The following is a 20,028-nucleotide window of genomic DNA, read 5'->3' as shown; positions in this document are numbered from 1 at the left end:
CGGGCCCCTCGGATCCCCGGTCCCTCTCCACTCTTTACCGCAACTGAGATTCCATGGCCAGGCTTTATCCGCATTTTCGGAGTACAGCCGAACCACGGCTTACTGAACATGATTTTCATTATGCAGTATCGTCGGGCGCCCAGGTACCCGGGACCATGGGTACCGACGGCCCGCCGCCGAATCGGTCACCGGCCAGCACCGCCAGCCCGCCCGCCTCGGCGGAGGTGTCCGAAGAGGCCGCGCCGGCAAAGCCCAGGGACCCCGCTCCCCCGCCGGACGCCAGGAACTCGTAGCGGTAACCGCGGTCCGGGCTCGTCATCGCCGCCTGCCGGCGCCGGCGCGACCGCTCGCGCTGCGTCGCCGCGGCCCCGGCGGCGGCGACGGCCGCGGCGACGTCGGGCTCGGGGGCCTTCCGCCGGGCGCCGGTACCCATCCCCGCGCCGGCGCCCGCCTGCGGGCCGCCCACGAGGTAGGGGAAGCCGCCGCCCCCGGCGCCCGGAGGCGGCGGTGCCGGTGGTGCCGGGGCCGCGGGGGCGGGCGCGGTCGCCGGGGCGGAAGCCGGGGCCGGGGACGGCGCGGGGCCCGGCGCCGCGGCGACGCTCACCGGGGAGCCGGCGGCCACCGACAGGCCGGGTGCCTGCGGTGCGGGAGCGGCCACGGCGGGGGTGGGCGCCGCGGGCGGCTGGACGCCGCCGAGCCCGCCCAGACCGCCCAAGCCGGCCAGGAAACCGGGATTGGCGGCCGACAGGGCGACCGCCAGGGCATTGATCTCGGGGAAGAACGCCTGGTAAGCCTCCGCCGCGTGACCCACTTCGTCGGCGATCAGTGCCGGAATGTCGGATTGCAGCTGCGATAACGCGCCGGCCGGGTTCTGGGGAAACTCGAGGATGTCGCGCTGCAGGGTCTGGGTGATTTCGAGGACCCTGTTCGTCCACCAATTCAGTTGATACGGGTTGCCGACGTCGCTGTCGACGATGTCTTGCGGAGCACTGCCGGTGTTGTTGCTGTCGCCGCTCTGGATGGGCTTGACGATCTGGGGCGGGGCCGTGGTCTGCGGAGCGGCGGCCACCGCCGAGAACGACGTCAGCTCGTACTGGGCCATGGTGGCGGCCGCCTGAACCCACATCCCCACGTATTCGGCCTCGTTGACGGCGATCGGGATGGTGTTGAGTCCGAAGAAGTTCGTCGCCACCAACACCGCGTGGATCGCGTGGTTGGCGGCCAATTCCACCAGCGTCGGCATCGCGGCCAGCGCGGCGGTGTACGCGGCGGCCGCAGTCTCGTGCCGGGCGGCCGCGGCCGCGCTGTCCGCGCCGGCCTGCAGCAGCCACATCAGGTAGGGCACATGCGCGGCCACGTACTTCTCGGCGCTGGGGCCGTCCCACGCCCCGGCCTGGACGTCGGCCAAGATGGCGGTGAGCTCGTCCGCGACCGAGGTGTAGGTCTCGCTCAGCGCGCTCCACGAACCGGCGGCAGCCAGCAAGCTGCCCGGTCCGGGACCGGCGCTGAGCAGGGCGGAATGGACCTCCGGCGGCGAAGCCATCCAGATCGGCGCGCTCATCCCGGGGCAGCAACCCGTGACGCCATGGCAGAGACTCCTCATCGGGCTGGACCGGACTCTGTGAGTAGTCGATGCCCGGCAGACAAAAGTTCCCGCCGGGCTATCGGGTTGCCTCAGTTGCCGAGGATTCCGGCCTGGTAGTCACCGCGGTTGAGTGCGCCCGAATCGAAGTTCCCGGCGTTCTCGAAGCCGCTGTCGGCGGTGCCGGAGTTGGAGAAGCCGCTGTCCAACTGGCCGCTGCTGGCGAAGCCGACGTTGTCGTTGCCGCGGTTGAAGATCCCCACGTTCGCGCCGCCGGTGTTGAACACGCCCGTCTGGACATCGCCGGTGTTGAACAGCCCGGCACTCTGCGAGCCGTGGTTGGAGAGCCCGGAGGAGCCGTCGCCCGAGTTGAAGAAGCCCGACGATCCCGCTCCGGAGTTGCCGAAGCCCGAGTTGGCGACTATCCCGGTCAGGTCGGCAGAGCCGCCGATACCCGTGTTCAGGTTGCCCGAGTTGAGCAGACCCGTATTGCTGTTACCCGAGTTGAAGAAGCCGGTGTTGACGTTCCCCGAATTGAAGCTGCCCGTGTTGGCACCCACACCCGGCGGCGCCGGCGTGCCGCCGGAGTAGTCGAAGGTACCGCCGCCCGAGTTGAAGTTGCCGTCATTGAACAGGCCCGCGTTCCCGAAGCCGAGGTTTCCGCTGCCCGCGTTCCCGAAGCCCATGTTGCCGGGGCCCGAGTTCGCGAAGCCGAAGTTGAGGTCCGCGGCGTTGCCGAAGCCGGAGTTGAAGTTGCCGCCGTTCCAGAAGCCGGTGTTGGTGTTGCCCGAGTTCGCAAACCCGGTGTTGCCGTTGCCGGAGTTGAAGACGCCGAAGTTGCCGTCGCCGGAGTTGAAGAAACCGACGTTGTCGCTGCCGGAGTTTCCGAAGCCGATGTTGCCTGTGCCGGAGTTCAGCAGCCCGGCGAAGTTGATGCCGACCTGGTGGTCACCGGTGAGCCCGATGCCGATATCGCCGCTTCCGGTGTTACCGAATCCGACGTTGTCGCTGCCGTGGTTGCCGAACCCGAAGTTGGCGTTACCCGAGTTGCCGCCGCCGACGTTGCCCGCGCCGATGTTCCCGCTGCCGACATTGTTACTGCCCTGGTTTCCGCCCCCCAGGTTGAAATTGCCGACATTGCCGAGACCGGCGTTGCCGCTACCGACGTTCCCGCTACCCAGGTTGGCGTTGCCGATATTGCCGCTACCCGCATTGCCGTTGCCGAGGTTCCCACTGCCCAGGTTGGTGTTGCCGACGTTTCCGCTGCCCAGGTTCGTATTGCCGGTGTTGCCGCTGCCCAGGTTCCAGCTGCCGATGTTGCCCAGGCCGGTGTTGAGGGACGGCAGGCCGAGGGCGGACGACAACTGCACGGCCGCCGCCGAGGCCCCGCCGTGGTAACCCGTCATCGCGGCCACGTCGGCGGCCCACATCTGTTCGTACGCCGACTCCGCGGCGGCAATCGCCGGCGCGTTCAGCCCCAGAAAGTTGGACCGCACCAGGTCAACGAACCGACTGCGATTGGCCGCGACCGCCAGTGGGTGGACCGTCGCCGCGTACGCCGTCTCGAACGCACCGACGACAGCCCTGGCCTGGCCGGCGGCCCCTCGCGCCCCGGCCGCCGCCGCGTTCAGCCAGTTCACATACGGCGACGCCGCGGCCAGCATCGCCGCCGATGCCGGACCCTGCCACGCCGCACCTGCCAGATTCGAGGTCAGCGACCCGAACGCCGACGCCGCCGAGCCCAACTCGTCAGCCAACCCGTCCCAGGCCAGCGCCGCCTCCGACATCGGAGCCGACCCCGCACCCGCGTGCATCAGCGCGGAATTGACCTCGGGCGGCAGCATCTGAAAACCCATGGGCACTTCCCCTTTTCGTCCATCTCGGGGCCGAGCCGGACCTCACCGGCGCACCCGTCGAAAGTAGGTCGTCGAAAAGGGCTTCGTGGTTCCGCCGGCTATCGCGCGCTCGCGCAACGCCAGGGGCGTTCGACTACGCCTTGGACTACGCCTTGACGGCGCTGACCAGCGTGTTGCGGACGAGCATCGACCCGGCGTCGGTCTCCGGCCCGGGCACCGGGCGGCCGGCTTGGCGCAGGTAGTCGGCCAGCGAGACCCCGCTCGCTGTCCAGCCCCGATTGCCGAACCATTCGGTGGCCGGCGCGCAGCGCTCGTTGTAGACGAGCTGGTAGAAGGGCCGCTGGTCCTCACCGGCGGCCATCGCGGCGCGCTCCTCCTCGCGCTTGGCCTCGAATTCCCGCTGGTCCAGCGGCGCGCCGTCCTCGATGGCGGCGTGGCTGCCGGGGCCGGCCAGGCCGTCGATGCCGGTGAACAGCTGCTCCTGCGCGGTCGCCGGCAGATAGATCAGCAGTCCCTCGGCGATCCACGCCGAGGGCAGGGCCGGATCGAACCCGCTGTCCCGCAGGGCCTGCGGCCAGTCCTCGCGCAGGTCGACCGCGATCTCGCGGCGCAACGCGCGCGGCTGGGCACCCCGGTCGGCGAGCACCTCGCGCTTGAAGTCGAGGACCTGCGGGCGGTCCAGCTCGAAGATCGTCGTCGCGGCCGGCCAGTCCAGGCGGTAGGCGCGGGAATCCAGGCCCGCCGCCAGGATGACCACCTGCCGCACGCCCGCTGCGGCGGCCCGGCGGAAGTACTCGTCGAAGTACCGGGTGCGGGCGCCCTGGAAGTTGACGAAAAACTGGCCGAAGTCGGCGGTCTTGAGGTCGTGGTCGGGGGCGTTGCCGTCCAGCACGTCGGCCCAGCGGCCGCCGACGGCGCGGCAGAAGACCTCCGCGTAGGGGTCGACGGCCAACGGATCGGACTTCTGCGCTTCCAGCGCCCGCGCGGTCGCGACGAACAACGCCGTCGAGCCGACACTCGTTGTGATGTCCCAGGTGTCACCTTCGCTACGCACGGAACCGACACTACGCCGACGGCCTGTGGCGCCCTTCCCGCTGGATCGTCAGCCGTTGTCCGCCCGGTCGCGCGGATTCGGGGGCGGTGCCGGGTCGGCGTCCCAGGTTCCCGGCAACAGCGGCAGGTACGGGCGGCCTCCGAACGCGTCGTCGGCCAGCGTGATCAATCCCGCCGCCCGCGCGGGACCGGCCCGGTGAGCGGTTCCGTCGATGCCCGACGTTCCCGCCCCGCGCCCGGAAACCGCCGTAGAGTCGGACATCGAGCCCGTGGAGGCGTCGGGCTCTGCGTCCGGCGCCAGATCCATGTATTCGAAACCGCGGCCGAGCTGCCGGGAACCCACCCGTCGACGTCTGCGCCGGTGGGACTGTTCCAGGGCCGCCGCGACGGCCGCCGGCGTCGTGGCGATGTCCGGCTCGGCCGTTCTCCTCTTCGCACCGGCGCCGGCGCCCGCCCGGTTGGGCATCCCCACGGCCCCCACCAGATAGGGGAAGGGCCCGGGGCCGACGGTCGGCGGCGCCGGCGCCGGCGGTGGCGCGGCGGGCGGGGGTGGTGCGGCCGTCGCGGGAGCCGAAGCCGGCGGCGGCGTCACGGTCGCGCCAGAGGCCGGCGCGATGGCCGGCACCGAGACCGGCGGTGGACTCAGGAGGGGGACGACCGGGGCGGGGGGCGCGAGGGGCACCGCAGGCGGGTGCGAGAGCCCGGCGAGACCCGCCATCCCCGCAAAACCCCCGACCGCACCGGTCGGCGCGGCCAGCAGCGGTGACGCCAGCGGCGTCAGGAGCCCATTTGCGCCCAGAAGATAAGTGACGTGGGCAATTTCCCACATGTAGTCGATGCCGATCTGCGTTCCGTAGATGAGAGAAACCCACAGCAGCATTTCGGGATTGTTGCCCGCTGCCGCTACGACCGTCGGCCAGTAAGCGGCGTAATAGTAGGGGTCCTGCACGAAAAGCTCCTGGTACGCACCGGCCCACGTTATCGCCGGGATGTCAGTGGTGGGAAAGTTGTACTGCAGCTGGCTTGCCAGATTGGCAGGACTTTCGAGGAACCAGAACACCGCTCCGATCGATTGCCGGAGATCAGGCGGCAGGGATTGCTCGATGAGATCGTCTACGCCCGTGAAGAAATCCCATACCGATGGCAGGCGAAAATTCGCGATACGGGGGGCGGGTGTGGTCTGCGGCGTCGCCGCCGCCGCGCCGGCCACACCCTGATACGTGGCCATCACGGTGGCGGCTTGAATCCACATCCGCGCGTAGTCGGCCTCGTTGAGCGCGATCGGAATCGTGTTGACACCGAAGAAATTCGTCGCCGCCAGCGCAGCGTGAGCGGCGTGATTGGAAGCCAGTTCCGCCAGCGTCGGCATGGCGGCCAGGGCGGTGGTGTAGGCGGCAGCGGCGGTTTCCAGTTCGGCGGCCCTCGCGGCGCTCTCGGCGCCGGACTGCGTCAGCCATGCCAGGTACGGCTCATGTGCGGCGGCATAGGCCCCGGCCGTCGAGCCCTCCCAGTTTTCCGCCTGCACGGCGGTCAACAACGCGGCCAGCTCGTCGGCCGTCGCGGCATACGCAGCGCTCAGCGAGCGCCAGGATTCGGCGGCCGCCAACAGCGGGCCGGGCCCCGCGCCGTTGCTCAGCAGGGCCGAATGCACCTCGGGAGGCGAGGCCATCCAGATCGGGGCGGCTGGGCCGCCGGAGAGGGCGTGCAGCCTCATGACCGGTCAGCTTTCTCGGGGTGCACCGCCCCGGGCTAGCAGGACGCGATGACGCGAGTCTCCTGGCTCTCGGATCGCCGCTCGCCTCGCCTTCCAGCCTGTGGCCGTGGCTTATGAGGGTCGCTCCCCGATGACAGTGGCGGGACCGCGCCGGACTCACACCGGCTTCCTGCGTCGTCATCGCCTTACGGGAAGCAGTGTCTCATCCCGGCCCTGCGCAAGCCACACCTGCCAGCACCTTGCAGGTGCGGCTTCGGCGGGATTAGCTTTCAGCACGCCGCTGACGCGACCGGGAAGGAGGGCGTCATGACCGACGTCGACACCGCCACCCCACCGATGATCGAGACCGAAGGTGGCGGACGGGAACAGCGCTGGTCGCTGCCGGCCGACGAACAAAGCCTGCTGGATCTGATCCACGTGTGCTTCGGCGAGTACTGGGAAGATATCTGGTTCGGCACCCTGATCGAGGGTGCGGCCTGGGAAGTGGCGGCGCCCAACGCACCCGAGCGCATCACGGTGAACGACGGGTACGTGACGGTTGACTTCGGCCGCTGGCATTTTCACCTCTGCATCGGCGAGCACCGGGCAAGCGGACCCGAGCTGGGCCGTATCCGCCGATGCGCTCGCGCCGAGCTGTATCGCCGGATCGGCGGTGACGGGTCCCCCACCTCGTGGGGCGTGCGGCTCCACAACGGCCGCGACGAACAGATGATGACGCTGCTGCTGCCGAACCCGTTCCTCACCAACGACCAGCAGCTTCGCGACGAGCCCGCGTGGGGACAGCTGGAATTGTGGGACCGGCTGCGGGCCACCTTCCTGGGGCTGAAGCCCGACCCACAGGATCGCACCGGCAAGGGCTTTCGACACGGCTGAACCGGTTCAGCCAGGCGCTCACCGGGTTTCGCGGCCGCCGTAGCGGCGACGGAATTTCTCCACCTGCCCGGCGCTGTCGACGATCCGGCGGCTGCCCGTCCAGAACGGGTGCGAAGCCGAGGTGACCTCGACGACTACGACGGGATAGGTGCGTAGTCCGCGCGGCGTCTCCCATTCGATGGTGCGCGAACCGGTCACCGTCGATCGGGTCAGGAACATCGACCCGGTCGTGGCATCCAGAAAGACGACGGGATGGTAGTCGGGGTGAATCCCGGGCTTCATCAGCGATCCCCGTCACGGACGTGGGAGGGGTTGTCCGCGGCGGCTTCCGCCAGGTCCCCGCAGGGGTCTTCGTGCCAATCGCCGAACGGGTCGTCGTAGTGGCCCCAGTCCTGAGGAGAACAAAGCTCGTCGTCGGTGAGCAACGCGCCGTGGAGGGCATCGAGGATGTCGGTGGCGCTCGCGCCGCAGACCAGGATGGTCATCGCCGTGTGCCGGTCACCGTACCGGTCATCCCAGGCCAGTTCGGCGAAGGCTCGTCGCTCTGCATCGATGGCGGCCAGTTGGGGACCCGTCAGTGCGGCCAGCCACTTGCCGGCCGAACTGACACGCATTCCGCCGCCTGCGGATTCCAGCCACATCGCGTGTTCGGGCCGGTTGGCCAGCCAGACGCGCCCCCGTGTTCTGATGACGCCTTCGAGCAGCAGGTCCACGCACGCGTGCAGGCGGTGCGGATGGAAGGGGCGCCGGGCATTGAACTCGACCAGGCTGATCGGGCCACGCGAATCCAGGGGCGGCTGTCCGGCCAGCAATGCGCCATGCGGATCGTCGCTTCGGCCCCGCCGCGCATCGCGGTACAAGCTGTTCAGCGCGTCCTCGATGCCGTCGGCACCCACGCGGATGCGGGCGCGCGGCGACAGACGGCGCAACACGGAGACAACGAAGGGGTTGGCCCGGTTGAGGACGGCCACGTCGGCGAATTCGCCCTGCCCGACCACCACCTGAGCCCGGGTGCGTCCGTCGCCGAGGAGGTCGTCACCGAGCGCTTGACTCAGCCACTCTGCCGAGTCGACACAGGTGACCACGGCTGCGATCGAAACGTCCAGGGCCGCAGGCCCGTCGATGTAGCCCGGGCCCACTCGCACCCGAACGTGGTCGATGGCCACGCAGATCGGTTCGGGCTCCAGCCAGGGCGCCAGGTGCACCACCACGCGGTCCACGTCGGCGCGGCGGTGGAGCTGGCGCAGCAACACCAGGAGGTCGTTGCGGATGGTGCACGACACGCAGCCGTGTGCGAGCTCCAGCCCGCACTCGGCGCTCGTCATCGCGCCGCCCCGCCGCGTCATCACAGTCCGCCGCACCACGTGACCGTCGAAACGATGCTCGACGACCGTGGTTCCGGGTGCACTCAGCAACTCCCCCACAACCGAATCGGTGTCTGTCTGGCCGGCGACCAGGATGACGGGCGTCCGCATCGTCCTCCTTATTGGTAATCATTTTCATTAAGGCTGCTTGTACGGTACCGTCTCCGCCGATGCATGTCGAAAACGATTTTCAATAAGCGGTCAAGGAGGCTGCCCGTGTCTGCTCGTTGCCAGGTGACCGGCCGGACCCCGGGTTTCGGTAACGCCGTATCGCATTCCCACCGCCGAACCCGCCGGCGCTGGTCACCCAACGTCCAGCTCAAGACGTACTACCTGCCCTCGCAGGACCGCCGGATTCGGCTGCGGGTCAGCGCCAAGGGCATCAAGGTCATCGACCGTGACGGCATCGAGGCCGTCGTGGCGAGGCTGCGCCGGGAAGGACAGCGAATCTGATGGCGGCCAACGCGATCCGCCCGATCGTCAAGCTGCGCTCCACGGCGGGCACCGGCTACACCTACGTGACCGGCAAGAACCGGCGCAACGACCCGGACCGGCTGGTGCTGCGCAAGTACGACCCGGTGCTCCGCCGCCACGTCGAATTCCGCGAGGAGCGCTGAACATGGCGAAGAAGTCCAAGATCGTCAAGAACGACCGGCGGCGCGCGGTGGTGGCGCGTTATGCCGAGCGCCGCGCCGAGCTCAAAGAGATCATCCGGTCACCATCGAGCACCGGTGCGCAACGAGCGGCGGCGCAAGCGGAGCTGGCGCGCCAGCCGCGCGACGCCAGCGCGGTGCGGGTGCGCAACCGCGATGCCGTCGACGGGCGTCCGCGCGGGCACCTGCGCAAATTCGGGCTCTCCCGGGTACGCGTCCGCGAACTGGCCCATGTCGGCCAGCTGCCCGGGGTGCGGAAGGCGAGCTGGTGATGGCCAAGAAAACTCAGCGTCCGCGTCGCCCCGGCCAGCCGGGCCTCAAGTCCGGCAAGAAGAACCTGCTCGCCAGCCTCGGGCTCACCGCCGTCGACTACAAGGACACCCCCACGCTGCGGGTGTTCGTCTCCGAACGAGGCAAGATCCGTTCCCGCCAGGTCACCGGCCTGACCGTCCAACAGCAAAGACAGGTCGCGACCGCCATCAAAAACGCCCGCGAAATGGCGCTGCTCCCGTACCCGGGACAGGGCATCAGCCGGTGACGGCCCCGCACCGCGGCACCGACCGTCCCTTCACCGTGATCGTGTGCGCCGCCTGTGCGAGCGGCCTCGAACTCTCGGTGGTCGACGAACTACGGCCCACAATCCGGTGCTGCCCACATGCCATGCTCGTCTCCGCCGCCTGCATGCTGGGAACGCTCACCTGCGCGGCGCGACCGGCCGGATGCGGCGTCATGGCCGTGGTACAGCCCTGCACGAATGAACGGGAGGCGTGCGGCCCGCCGCACTGGATCGGCCCCATCACCGGCCACGCCCAGGCGGCCGCCCTGCGCGATTGGCTGGAGCTCGGGGAATGGGAAAGCACGCCCTTGCCGAAGCAGCTCGGCGGATTTCAGATTTGGGCGGTCAACTCGAGTCGATGCAACTGAGGTAGCCGACGAGCCGCGCTAGACATCCCGCCGTTCGCCGGCACCCCGGCGGCCGTCGGCATTCCAGGTGCCCGGCATCATCGGGGCCTTCGGGCCACCGCCGAACCCGTCGCCGGCCAGAGAGGTCAGCCCCGCGGCCGCCCCGACCGCGTCCTTGTGCGCAGTGCCAGCGAACCCGAGGCCTCCGGCACCCCGATCCGAGGCGATGGCCTCGCCGTTCGAGGTTGCTTCCCAGGCCGGTTCGACGTCGAAGTCCATGCTCAGGAACTCGTCGCCGTGGTCACGCTGCTTCGCCCGCCGGCGCCGCCGCGCACGCGCGGCTTCCCGCGCGGACGCCGCCGCCGCGACGGCCGCGCTGTCGGGTTCCGGCGCTTTCCGTTTCGCGCTCGAACTCGCCCGGGCGCTCATTCCCGAATCGAACCCGAGCCCCGGCGGCACCGCGTACGGAGGGAAGAAGCCCGCCGGGGACGCGGGAGCGGGCGGCGGCGCCGCCGGCGCGGGGCCCGGGGGCGCGGGCGGGGCCGACGATGTGGGCGCCGGGCCCGGCGCCGAGGCGGGCGCCGCCGGCGCCGCGATCGTCGGGGCCACGGGGGCCAGGGGCAGCAGTGCGGGCGGTGCCGGCGCGGGCACGACGGCCGCGACCGGGTGGATGGCGGCCAGTCCCGCCATGCCCGCCAGGCCGCCCACCGCTCCCAGGGGAGCGATGGCGGGGAGGGCGGCAAGGGCCAGCGCCGGGTTGCTGACCGCGTAAGCCACCACTTCCAATATGTGGGTCGGGATGTCGAAGAAAAGCCAGCTGCCGAGCCACTGAAACGCCAGCACCGGATTTTGCGTCAGGTCCACCAGGAAATTCTGGAAGTCCTCGAACAGTTCGAGGCTGCGGGCGACCCAGTACATCGCCTGGCCGGGGTTCGCATAGGTGTCGTAGGTGGCACCGTTGATCGTTCCGGCGGCCGGATCCCAATTGATGCCGACGTGCTGCAGGAAGCTGGCCAGCATGTTGTCGAACGGAAGGTCGATCGCCGGGTCGTGTGCCACTTGGGTGTTCGAGACACCGACCGATTGCAGAATGTTCTGGAACCACTGCGGCAGCCCCAGCGGGTTATTGCTCTGGATATTGCTGTTCAGGATGTTGAGAATGTCCTGCTGGACACCGAACGGATTTTGCAGGAACTGTTCGACCTGCTGCACGAATCCCTGCAGCGGATTGGTGGCCACCGAGAACTGCGCGGGATTTTGCGTATCGGTTTTCAGGATTGGCGGCGTCGGGCCGGTTTGCGGCGTGGATGCCAGCGCCGTACCCGAGACCACCTGATAGGTCCCCATCGTGGTGGCGGCCTGGACCCACATCCGCGCATAGTCGGCCTCGTTGACCGCGATCGGGATGGTGTTTATCCCGAAGAAGTTGGTTGCCAACAGGACCCCGTGAATGGCGTGGTTGGTGGCCAGCTCCGCCAGGGTGGGCATTGCCGCCAGCGCGGCGGTGTAGGCGGCGGCCGAAACCTCGTGCTGGGCGGCCGTGGCCGCGCTGTCGGCGCTTGCCCGCATCAGCCAGCTCACATACGGCGCATTGGCGCCGACATAGGACTCGGCGCTCGGCCCCTCCCACGCGCCGGCCTGCACCGACCCCAGCAGCGCCGTGAGTTCCTCTGCTACCGAGGCGTATTCGGCACTCAGCGAGTTCCATGCCCCCGCCGCCGACAACAGCGACCCCGGCCCGGGCCCACTGCTCAGCAAGGCCGAGTGCACCTCCGGCGGTGCGGCCATCCAAATCGGTGCCGTCATCGTCAGTCGCCCTTCCCGGTCACTGCGGGAAAGCTTAGTGAAAATGGTTGTCGTTAACAACAACGGTCGGTTGAGCGCCCCGATATGGCCGATGAACTACTATGATGCGCGTGATGCGTTAGGCTTGTCATCATGCGCACCACCGTGTCGATCTCCGACGAACTGCTCGCAGCGGCCAAACGCCGGGCCCGCGAGCGGGGTCAATCGCTCGGTTCGGTGATCGAGGACGCCCTGCGCCGCGAACTCGCCGCAGTTCCGGGCGGCTCGGCCCGGCCGGCCGTGCCGGTTTTTCAGGGCGGCACCGGCCCGCGGCCCGGGGTCGACCTGACCTCCAACCGGGCGCTGTCCGAGGTTCTCGACGAGGGCCTGGACCTGAACGCCCTCAAGTAGATGTTGCTGCTCGACGTCAATGTGTTGCTGGCCGCGCACCGCGGCGACCACCCGCAGCACGAGAGCGTCCGCCCCTGGTTCGATCGGTTGCTCGCGGGCGACGACCAGTTCACGGTGCCGAACGTCGTATGGGCGTCGTTTCTGCGCTTGGCGACGAACCGTCGTATCTTCGAGATCCCCACGCCGCGGGACGAGGCGTTCGCATTCATCGACGCCATCGTCGCCCAGCCCCACCACCTGCCGACGGGCCCCGGCCCACGACACCTCGCGCTGCTGCGACGAGCCTGCGAGGAGGCCGACGCCTCCGGAGACCTGATTCCCGACGCCGTACTCGCGGCCGTCGCCGCCGAACACCACTGCGACGTGGTGACCCTGGACCGCGACTTCGCGCGGTTCGGCTCGGTTCGCGCGCTCAGACCAGGGGCCGGCCCGTCCTGATCCGGCGGTCGACGTCCCACAGCAGGACGTTGAACGGGAACTGCCGGACGAACCGCGGCAGCAGACGATTCGCCGTGCCCAGCGCGCCCATCAGCCGGTCGAACCGGCGCTGCTTGGCGGCGTCCCACGGCAGCCGCATCTCGTCGCGGAACCGCTGCGGCAGGAAGCCGGTGGTGATCAGCAGTGCCAGATTGTCTGACATGCGCTGCAGCGGGCCCGGAAGCACGACGCCCCGCATGCGGCCCGCGGCGATGGGGAACAGGTAGCCGCGCACGGCGTCGTCGATGTGCACCTTGTCCAGCGATTCCTGCCAGTACCGGTCGAAGGCCGCGCGGTCGGCCGGCCACATCTGCGGCGGCACCTGCAGCGTGGTCGCCAGCGTCATGCCCTCGCGGTAGTGGCGGTCGGCGTCGCGCTCGTCGAGTTCGCCGACGAAGATGCGGTAGACGTCGAGCCCGCCCTTGTACAGGCAGGCTCCCACCCATAGCTGCAGGTCCACGTCGAAGGCGTTGTACCGCACCGGGCTTTCGGGGGTGGAGTACACCTGCGCGTGCGCGCGGTTCACCGCGCGGCGGAAGGCGTCCTTCTGGGCGGGGCTGCCCGCGGTGGCCACCGCGAGGTAGGTGAAGGTGGTGCGCGCCCGCTTGATCGGGTGCAGGTCCACCCGGCCGCTTTCGACGCGGCTCTCCATCACCCCGTAGCCCACCCCGGGCCGGGCCAGCTGCATGATCACGTTGGCCGGGCCGGCCAGCAGCGCCACGCCCATCAGGCCCTCGTCCATCCCCGACCCCCGCCGCCGGGTGCGCCCCGGGCGGGCCGGGTCGGTGACCGCGCGTTCGACGTGCGGCGTCGCTTGGCGAACCGGCTGGTGAATCGCCATGCCTGACCTCCCGCGGCGCCCGTCGCACCGAATGTGCGAACGCTTGTTTCCTGATATTGTCCGCGGTCGCGCCCGGTGTCAAGATGGTGCCCGTGGCCGGGGAGTCCGAGGCGTCGAGCGTGCGACCCTACGGCGGCGTCGACGCCGCCGCGCGGGTCGCCGCGCGGCGGTCCCGGCTCCTGGCGGCCGGCCTGGACCTGCTGGGGGCCGAGCGGCAGGACATCTCGGCGCTGACCGTGCGCGGCGTCTGCCGGCACGCCGGCCTGGCCGCCCGCTACTTCTACGAGAGCTTCGCCGACAAGGACGCGTTCGTGGGCTGCGTGTTCGACTGGGTGGTCGCCGATCTGGCCGCCACCACCCAGGCCGCCGTGGCCGCGGTACCGGCGCCCGAGCAGACCCGCGCGGGGATGGCCAACATCGTGCGCGCCGTCGCCGGCGACGCCCGCGTCGGGCGCCTGCTGTTCAGCACCCAGCTGGCCGATCCGGTCGTGGTGCGCAAACGCGCCGAGTCCAGCGCCCTGTTCGCCATGCTCTCGGGTCAGCACGTCGGCGATGCGCTGCACGTCCCGGCCAACGACCGCATCAAGGCCGCGGCGCACTTCGTGGTCGGCGGCGTCGGGCAGACCCTCAGCGCCTGGCTGGCCGGCGACGTCCGGCTCGAGCCGGACGAGCTCGTCGACCAGCTGGCCTCGCTGCTCGACGAACTCGCCGAACCAAACCTGTACCGGGTCAGGGAAAAAGAGGCCTCAGGGAAAAAGGGGTAAATGCCACAGCCGCATCCCCGGGTCCAGCCGCCACAACCGCATCATCGTGAGGCGCATGATGCGCTGCGCGCCGTAGATCAGGAACACCGCCAACGGCACCTCGATCAGCAGCGCGGTGACGAGGGACAACCGGAGGTCCCTGGGCCCGGCGGTCATCAGGTCGAACCACGCGTCGCACGCGGTTGACGAACGCGGGGTCGACCACGTCGCTCAGGGGCTACTCCACGCGGGAGATCAGTTCCCGGCGTCGGTCATCTCCGGTCGGCCGCGGTCTTCGGCACGGCCTGGTTGTCACTGGCCCCGAATTCCTTTACCCAGCAGGCGAATTCCAGCGTTATGCCATCGGGATCCTGGAAGTAGAACGAGCGGACGTACACCCCCGGGTGCACAGTCGCCGACACCTGACGCTCGCTCTCGTCGTGGTTGAGCACCGGACCGACCCGAACGCCCTTGTCCTTCAAGCGCTGCCGGTAGGCGTCGAACTTCTCGGCCGGCACGTGAAAAGCCAGGTGGTTCATGCTGCTCACCGCGCTGGTGATGTCCCCGATGCCCGGGATGGCCCCCGGCGACGACACGCCCGCGACCCGGTCCGGCGCGTCGGCGAACCAGAAGAACGCGACGCAGTCGCCGTTGCCGGCGTCGAAGAAGAAGTGCTGCCCCTGCCCGTCGGGCAGATCGAGGGACTTGACCAGCGGCATGCCCAGGACGTTGGTGTAGAAGTCCACGGTGCGCGCCATGTCAGAGCACACCAGCGCGACATGGTTGATGCCGCCGAGCTCGAATTCGCCGTTGGTGTTGTGCGGCTTGATCATCGTGCGGCTCCCCTCGGTCCCCGGCGCCGGGGTCCTGGCCAAGATCAAAATCTGAATCTAACATCGGAATCAGCTCTGATCCAAGGGGAGGTGCGCCCGATGCCGACCGCGGCCGGAGCCGGGCCGAGATATGCCCCATCCCAATCACTTTCTTGCACCGAGGGCCGCTGAATTGAGCCGCCACACCGCCGCGGGGGTCATCCGCGAATTCGTCGGGCTACCGTCACCCACCGCCCGGCGCGCCGGCGCCGGCGGCCATCCGTGTCAGGGCCTGTACTACCGCGGCATCGGGCGCAAGCCGAAGGTGGCCATGATCGCCACGCATTACCAGATCGACTTCTCCGAGCACTACCTGGCCGACTACCTGGCCACCCGCGGCATCGGGTTCCTGGGCTGGAACACCAGGTTTCGCGGCTTCGAGTCCAGCTTCCTGCTCGACCACGCGCTGGTCGACATCGGCGTCGGTGTGCGCTGGCTGCGCGAGACGCAGGGGGTGGAGAATGTTGTGCTGCTCGGGAATTCGGGCGGCGGATCGTTGATGGCGGCTTACCAGTCGCAGGCGGTCGAGCCCAATGTCACACCGCTGGACGGCATGCGGCCCGCGGCCGGTGTGACGGAGCTGCCGCCCGCCGACGGCTACGTCGCCACCGCCGCGCACCCCGGCCGGCCGGAGGTGCTCACCGCCTGGATGGACGCCGCGGTGGTCGACGAGAACGACCCGGTCGCCACCGATCCCGACCTCGACCTGTTCGACGAGCGAAACGGGCCCCCGTACTCGCCGGAGTTCGTCGCCCGCTACCGCTCGGCGCAGACCGCGCGCAATCACGACATCACCGACTGGGCCGAGTCGGAGCTCAAACGCATTCGTGCCGCGGGGTTTTCCGATCGTCCCTTCGCCGTGATGCGGACCTGGGCCGATCCGCGCATGGTCGATCCCGCGCTCGAGCCGAGCAAGCGGGCACCGAACTCGTGCTACGCCGGCGTCCCGGCCAAGGCCAACCGCTCCGCGCACGGCATCGCCGCCGCCTGCACCCTGCGCAACTGGCTGGGCATGTGGAGTCTGCGGACCGCCCAGACCCGCGCCGAACCGCACCTGGCCCGCATCACCTGCCCGGCGCTGGTGATCAACGCCGACGCCGACACCGGCGTCTTCCCCTCCGACGCCCGGCGCATCCACGACGCGCTGGCCGGCGCCGACAAAGAGCGGGTCTCGATCGACAGCGACCACTACTTCACCACCCCGGGCGCCCGCAGCGAGCAGGCCGACATCATCGCCAGGTGGATCGCCAGGCGCTGGCGTTGAGACCGTTCACCCCGCTGCGGGACCGTTGGCTAGATTGAAGGGTGCTTGGCCGTAACCCGAGAGGGAAATACCTCACTACGAGATTTGAGCAGAAGCCCAGCAAAGCAATGGAAGGCACGTAATGCCGATCGCGATAACCCCCGAGCACCGAGACCTGGCCGATTCGGTGCGATCCCTGGTGGCGCGGGTGGCGCCGTCCGAGGTCCTGCACGAGGCCCTGGAGACGACACCGGAGTCGCCCCTGGAAAACCCCCCGCCGTACTGGCGGGCGGCGGCCGAACAGGGGCTGCAGGGTGTCCACCTGTCCGAGTCGGTCGGCGGACAGGGCTTCGGCATCCTCGAATTGGCCATCGTGCTGGCCGAGTTCGGCTATGGGGCGGTGCCCGGCCCGTTCGTGCCGTCCGCAATTGCCGGCGCGCTGATCTCCGCGCACGACGCCGGGGCCAAGGTGCTGTCCGAACTGGCCTCCGGCGCGGCCATCGCCGCCTACGCGCTCGATTCCGGGCTGACCGCGACGCGGCACGGCCCGAACAACGATGCACTGGTGATCCGCGGTGAGGTGCGCGCCGTCCCGGCGGCCGCGCAGGCCTCGGTGCTGGTCCTGCCGGTGGCGATCGACAGCGGCGACGAGTGGGTGGTGCTGCGGGCCGAGCAGCTCGAGATCGTGCCGGTCAAGAGCATCGACCCGCTGCGCCCCGTCGCCCACGTGCGCGCCAACGCCGTCGAGATCGGCGACGACGCCGTGTTGAGCAACCTGAGCATGGCCACCGCGCACGCGCTGATGTCGACCCTGCTGTCGGCGGAGGCCGTCGGTGTGGCGCGCTGGGCCACCGACACGGCGTCGGCCTACGCCAAGATCCGTGAGCAGTTCGGGCGGCCGATCGGCCAGTTCCAGGCCATCAAGCACAAGTGCGCGGAGATGACGGCCGACACCGAGCGGGCCACCGCCGCGGTGTGGGATGCCGCCCGCGCCCTCGACGAGGCGCGCGAAGCCGGTGAAAACGGTTGGGACATCGCGGGTTCCCACGTCGAGTTCGCGGCCGCGGTGGCGGCCACGTTGGCACCGGCGGCCGCGCAGCGCTGCGCCCAGGACTGCATCCAGGTGCACGGCGGCATCGGCTTCACCTGGGAGCACGACACCAACGTCTACTACCGCCGGGCGCTGATGCTGGCCGCCTGCTTCGGCCGCCGCACCGAATTCCCGCAGAAGGTCGTGGACACGGCGACCACCACGGGCATGCGCCCGGTGAACATCGACCTGGACCCCGAGACCGAGAAGCTGCGGGCCGAGATACGGTCGGAGGTCGCCGCGCTCAAGGAGATGGACCGTGAGTCGCGCAAGGTCGCGATCGCCGAAGCGGGCTGGGTGCTGCCGTATCTGCCCAAGCCGTGGGGCCGGGCGGCGAGCGCGGTCGAGCAGGTCATCATCGCCCAGGAGTTCAGCACCGGGCGGGTCCGGCGGCCGCAGGTCGGCATCGCCGCGTGGATCATCCCCTCGATCGTCGCGTTCGGCACCGAAGAGCAGAAGCAGCGGTTCCTGCCGCCGACCTTCCGGGGCGACATGATCTGGTGTCAGCTGTTCTCCGAGCCGGGCGCCGGGTCGGACCTGGCCGGGCTGTCGACCAAGGCGACGCGCACCGAAGGGGGGTGGCGCATCACCGGGCAGAAGATCTGGACCACCGCCGCGCAGCTCTCGCAGTGGGGCGCGCTGCTGGCGCGGACCGACCCGAGCGCCCCGAAGCACAACGGCATCACGTATTTCCTGCTGGACATGAAGAGCGAGGGCGTCACGGTCACGCCGCTGCGCGAGCTCACCGGCAACGCGTTGTTCAACACCGTGTACATCGACGACGTGTTCGTGCCCGACGAGTGTGTGCTCGGCGAGGTCAACCGCGGCTGGGAGGTCAGCCGCAATACCCTGACCGCGGAACGGGTTTCGCTAGGCAGCAGCGACGCGAACTTCCTGGCGAGCCTGCCCGAGTTCGTCGACTTCGTCCGCGACGGCCAGTTCGACCAGGTCGGCCAGCACCGCGCCGGCCAGCTGATCGCCGAGGGGCATGCCGCCAAGGTGCTCAACCTGCGCTCCACGCTGCTGACCCTGGCCGGTGGTGACGCGATGCCGTCGGCGGCGATTTCCAAGCTGTTGTCGATGCGCACCGGCCAGGGCTATGCCGAATTCGCGGTGTCGTCGTTCGGCACCGACGCCGCGATCGGCGACACCGCCGAACTGCCGGGCAAGTGGGGCGAGTACCTGCTGGCCAGCCGCGCCACCACCATCTACGGCGGCACCTCGGAGGTGCAGCTCAACATCATCGCCGAACGGCTGCTCGGCCTGCCGCGGGATCCCTAACCAGGGTTGCGGAAAGGGCCATGCCGACCCGACATTGGTCGGATCGGCATGGTTCCCCCCCACTGGCGCCGGTCAATCCACTTGCGGCAGGACGTGGATTGCCGGCACCGCCGGTGGCGGTCTACTGACCACCACCAGTCCCACAGCGCCCGTGGCGCCAGAACCCGCCGCCATGGCCACGGCCGCGTCACTCCGGTGACCCCGTCCCCCATGCCCCGGGCTACCGCTGCCCCCTCGGGCCGGAACTATGGCGGGACTGGCCGGAGGCTCGGCCGGGCCGTGCGACGCGGCGGGGGCGAAGCCCGTGCCGGGCGCCGGTGCGGGGGCGGCTTCGGCCGCGGACATGGCCGGCCGGCGCATCGTCCGCGGGAAGTTGTTCATCGGCGGGCTCCTCCTGACGCTGTCGGCGCTATGCCGAAAACATTAATCAAGAAAATGGCGCGCAAACAATAGAGAAAGCGAAACTCCCGCTGTGAATTAGGTCTCAGGCCATATCTGAGTTTGATGTCTTTTTGCGCGAAATGGTACTCACTGAATTCAGGGGATCATGCGGCGCCACAGCCGAGATCATCCGCTAAGCCGCAGCTGGGATGGCTTCTACTGATCTACTGCCGCCGCCTTACGGAATTCAGTAAACCCGCGTCGGCGTATTCGCAGAAAACGGCGAAACATGGTGCGGCGAGTCTATTGCGCGTCGGTCCAATAAATTATCCTTTGCTGAGTCAGCGCATTTTGTCGCGAACTATTCGGCATTGCGAATTCGACGGCCTCCGGTCGCCGCCTTTTCGCTGTGTGGACGGTTTGCCCGCCGGGGCGCGACTCGCGCGGTGATCGGTGAGAGAATCAGTATCGACTGACCGTAGTGTCGATTGGATTGGCCACTCATGGGAGGACGATCGCCGCAGTGAACCTCAACCCAGGCCACGTCGGACCCGGTGGCGGAACCTTCCGCGCCCCGCCGCCGGGCGCCGCATCCCCCTCCGACGCCGCGCCCACCGAGCGCATCACCGGCTTCCGGCCGCGGCGCCCCCAGCGCGCGGCCACCCCACCGGCGGCCGAGCAGCCGTCACGCGGCCGCCGGACCCGCCGCACCGTCGACCTGCCGGCGGCCACCCACCGCGCCCTCGACATCTGGCAGCGCGAAGCGGCCGACCGGCTGGGCGTCGCCCGCGTCACCGGACAAGAGGTCATCTCCGCGCTGATCGACCAACTGCTGGCCGACCCCCAGCTCACGGCCCAGATCACCCGCGCCATCCAGGAGCGGCGCTGACGCCGCGGCTGCGGGGA

General features: G+C 69.4%; 21 protein-coding genes, 1 pseudogene and 1 riboswitch. Of the genes and pseudogenes, 12 read left to right on the top strand and 10 right to left on the bottom strand.

The features are described 5' to 3' along the window. Positions 1–118: 118 nt before the first annotated feature. The 4 genes from ACJ512_RS02465 to ACJ512_RS02450 form a co-directional block, all read right to left on the bottom strand. Entirely contained in the window at positions 119–1,561 is a 1,443-nt protein-coding gene (locus ACJ512_RS02465; protein WP_461479956.1) for a PPE domain-containing protein, read from the bottom strand. 113 nt (positions 1,562–1,674) lie between these two features. After that, complete coding sequence (locus ACJ512_RS02460) at positions 1,675–3,438, bottom strand: PPE family protein (RefSeq protein WP_407689677.1); 1,764 nt, start codon at positions 3,436–3,438, stop codon at positions 1,675–1,677. Between the two features lie 145 nt (positions 3,439–3,583). Further along, positions 3,584–4,492, bottom strand: coding sequence for a class I SAM-dependent methyltransferase (locus ACJ512_RS02455; RefSeq protein WP_407689678.1), 909 nt, complete (start codon positions 4,490–4,492; stop codon positions 3,584–3,586). 48 nt (positions 4,493–4,540) lie between these two features. Beyond that, on the bottom strand, positions 4,541–6,205 hold the full coding sequence (locus ACJ512_RS02450) for a PPE domain-containing protein (protein ID WP_461479955.1): 1,665 nt from the start codon (positions 6,203–6,205) through the stop codon (positions 4,541–4,543). A gap of 35 nt (positions 6,206–6,240) precedes the next feature. After that, a riboswitch (cobalamin riboswitch) is annotated at positions 6,241–6,420 on the bottom strand. 91 nt (positions 6,421–6,511) lie between these two features. Between ACJ512_RS02450 and ACJ512_RS02445 the strand changes: the two genes are divergently transcribed. After that, the gene (locus ACJ512_RS02445; RefSeq protein ID WP_407689608.1) at positions 6,512–7,078 is read left to right on the top strand and encodes a DUF7676 family protein; all 567 of its coding nucleotides are present in this window, start codon (positions 6,512–6,514) and stop codon (positions 7,076–7,078) included. Positions 7,079–7,096: 18 nt separating this feature from the next. Here ACJ512_RS02445 and ACJ512_RS02440 read toward each other — a convergent pair whose 3' ends face one another. Further along, entirely contained in the window at positions 7,097–7,360 is a 264-nt protein-coding gene (locus ACJ512_RS02440) for a type B 50S ribosomal protein L31 (protein WP_407689609.1), read from the bottom strand. Then, positions 7,360–8,553: a ribosome hibernation factor-recruiting GTPase MRF gene (gene mrf / locus ACJ512_RS02435; RefSeq protein WP_407689610.1), complete on the bottom strand. Its 1,194-nt coding sequence runs from the start codon at positions 8,551–8,553 to the stop codon at positions 7,360–7,362. Before mrf ends, ACJ512_RS02440 begins: the two co-directional genes overlap by 1 nt. Before the next feature lie 105 nt (positions 8,554–8,658). Between mrf and rpmB the strand changes: the two genes are divergently transcribed. From rpmB to ACJ512_RS02410, 5 genes are read left to right on the top strand one after another with little or no spacing between them, the layout of a single operon-like run. Next, positions 8,659–8,895, top strand: a complete 237-nt coding sequence (rpmB, locus tag ACJ512_RS02430; protein ID WP_407689611.1) for a 50S ribosomal protein L28 — start codon at positions 8,659–8,661, stop codon at positions 8,893–8,895. Further along, positions 8,895–9,059, top strand: a complete 165-nt coding sequence (rpmG, locus tag ACJ512_RS02425) for a 50S ribosomal protein L33 (protein ID WP_407689612.1) — start codon at positions 8,895–8,897, stop codon at positions 9,057–9,059. Before rpmB ends, rpmG begins: the two co-directional genes overlap by 1 nt. Positions 9,060–9,061: 2 nt before the next feature. After that, the gene (gene rpsN / locus ACJ512_RS02420) at positions 9,062–9,367 is read left to right on the top strand and encodes a 30S ribosomal protein S14 (RefSeq protein ID WP_407689613.1); all 306 of its coding nucleotides are present in this window, start codon (positions 9,062–9,064) and stop codon (positions 9,365–9,367) included. Continuing rightward, complete coding sequence (gene rpsR, locus ACJ512_RS02415) at positions 9,367–9,633, top strand: 30S ribosomal protein S18 (RefSeq protein ID WP_407689614.1); 267 nt, start codon at positions 9,367–9,369, stop codon at positions 9,631–9,633. The genes rpsN and rpsR overlap by 1 nt, the downstream gene beginning before the upstream one ends. Further along, entirely contained in the window at positions 9,630–10,019 is a 390-nt protein-coding gene (locus tag ACJ512_RS02410; protein ID WP_407689615.1) for a hypothetical protein, read from the top strand. Before rpsR ends, ACJ512_RS02410 begins: the two co-directional genes overlap by 4 nt. Before the next feature lie 18 nt (positions 10,020–10,037). Here ACJ512_RS02410 and ACJ512_RS02405 read toward each other — a convergent pair whose 3' ends face one another. Beyond that, complete coding sequence (locus ACJ512_RS02405; RefSeq protein ID WP_461479954.1) at positions 10,038–11,804, bottom strand: PPE domain-containing protein; 1,767 nt, start codon at positions 11,802–11,804, stop codon at positions 10,038–10,040. A gap of 132 nt (positions 11,805–11,936) precedes the next feature. Here ACJ512_RS02405 and ACJ512_RS02400 point away from each other — a divergent pair, with 132 nt between their 5' ends. Further along, positions 11,937–12,194 (top strand): ribbon-helix-helix protein, CopG family, encoded by a 258-nt coding sequence (locus ACJ512_RS02400; protein ID WP_407689569.1) that lies wholly within the window; start codon positions 11,937–11,939, stop codon positions 12,192–12,194. Further along, a complete protein-coding gene (locus ACJ512_RS02395; RefSeq protein ID WP_407689570.1) occupies positions 12,195–12,632 on the top strand; it encodes a type II toxin-antitoxin system VapC family toxin in 438 nt (145 codons plus the stop codon). Here ACJ512_RS02395 and ACJ512_RS02390 read toward each other — a convergent pair. Beyond that, positions 12,607–13,512, bottom strand: a complete 906-nt coding sequence (locus ACJ512_RS02390) for an oxygenase MpaB family protein (protein WP_407689571.1) — start codon at positions 13,510–13,512, stop codon at positions 12,607–12,609. The two genes, ACJ512_RS02395 and ACJ512_RS02390, sit on opposite strands and share 26 nt — an antisense overlap. Positions 13,513–13,604: 92 nt before the next feature. On the opposite strand from ACJ512_RS02390, the gene ACJ512_RS02385 reads away from it, so the two are divergent. Beyond that, the gene (locus tag ACJ512_RS02385; protein ID WP_407689572.1) at positions 13,605–14,276 is read left to right on the top strand and encodes a TetR/AcrR family transcriptional regulator; all 672 of its coding nucleotides are present in this window, start codon (positions 13,605–13,607) and stop codon (positions 14,274–14,276) included. On the opposite strand, the pseudogene ACJ512_RS02380 reads toward ACJ512_RS02385, so the two are convergent. Further along, positions 14,259–14,453 (bottom strand): annotated as a pseudogene (locus ACJ512_RS02380) (hypothetical protein); the annotation flags it as partial. The gene ACJ512_RS02385 and the pseudogene ACJ512_RS02380 sit on opposite strands and share 18 nt — an antisense overlap. 74 nt (positions 14,454–14,527) lie before the next feature. Further along, complete coding sequence (locus ACJ512_RS02375; protein WP_407689573.1) at positions 14,528–15,088, bottom strand: VOC family protein; 561 nt, start codon at positions 15,086–15,088, stop codon at positions 14,528–14,530. A 172-nt stretch (positions 15,089–15,260) separates the two neighbouring features. Here ACJ512_RS02375 and ACJ512_RS02370 point away from each other — a divergent pair, with 172 nt between their 5' ends. The 3 genes from ACJ512_RS02370 (at position 15,261) to ACJ512_RS02360 (ending at position 20,011) form a co-directional block, all read left to right on the top strand. Next, complete coding sequence (locus ACJ512_RS02370) at positions 15,261–16,391, top strand: alpha/beta hydrolase family protein (protein WP_461479953.1); 1,131 nt, start codon at positions 15,261–15,263, stop codon at positions 16,389–16,391. 121 nt (positions 16,392–16,512) lie between these two features. Then, entirely contained in the window at positions 16,513–18,741 is a 2,229-nt protein-coding gene (locus ACJ512_RS02365; RefSeq protein WP_461479952.1) for an acyl-CoA dehydrogenase, read from the top strand. Positions 18,742–19,645: 904 nt separating this feature from the next. Continuing rightward, positions 19,646–20,011, top strand: coding sequence for an ATPase (locus ACJ512_RS02360; protein ID WP_407688270.1), 366 nt, complete (start codon positions 19,646–19,648; stop codon positions 20,009–20,011). The last annotated feature ends 17 nt before the right edge of the window (positions 20,012–20,028 follow it).

The organism is Mycobacterium cajalii, assembly GCF_045809005.2.
Taxonomy (GTDB): Bacteria; Actinomycetota; Actinomycetes; order Mycobacteriales; family Mycobacteriaceae; genus Mycobacterium.
This window is presented reverse-complemented; position numbering and strand designations above follow the sequence as displayed.